Here is a 274-nt window from a genome sequence, read left to right as displayed (position 1 = left end):
CCGTAGCCTCGGCAAGGCCGACGAGTCGCTGGGATTCGGCTTGTCGGAGATTCCCGAAGAGTTGCAACGTCAGGCTATGCATCGATTCCGGCGCACCATGCTGTTCCGCAACCCGCCTGACCACCACCGGCTGCGTCGGCTGGTCGCTGACGTTTTCACCCCTCGGCACATCGACGAGTTGCGCGGCCGCGTTGTCACGCAGATCCGTGATCTGATCGATGTCATCGAGGACCAGGGTTCCGCCGATATCATCAGCGATCTCGCCCTCCCGCTG

At 62.8% G+C, this 274-nt stretch carries 1 pseudogene; it reads left to right on the top strand.

Features of this window, described 5'->3' with window-relative positions:
• Positions 1-274, top strand: a pseudogene (locus CUZ56_RS15010) (cytochrome P450); the annotation flags it as partial.

The organism is Saezia sanguinis (assembly GCF_003991585.1).
GTDB lineage: Bacteria > Pseudomonadota > Gammaproteobacteria > Burkholderiales > Burkholderiaceae_C > Saezia > Saezia sanguinis.
Note: the sequence above shows the minus strand (reverse complement) of the source record. Positions and strands in the feature narration are given on the sequence as shown.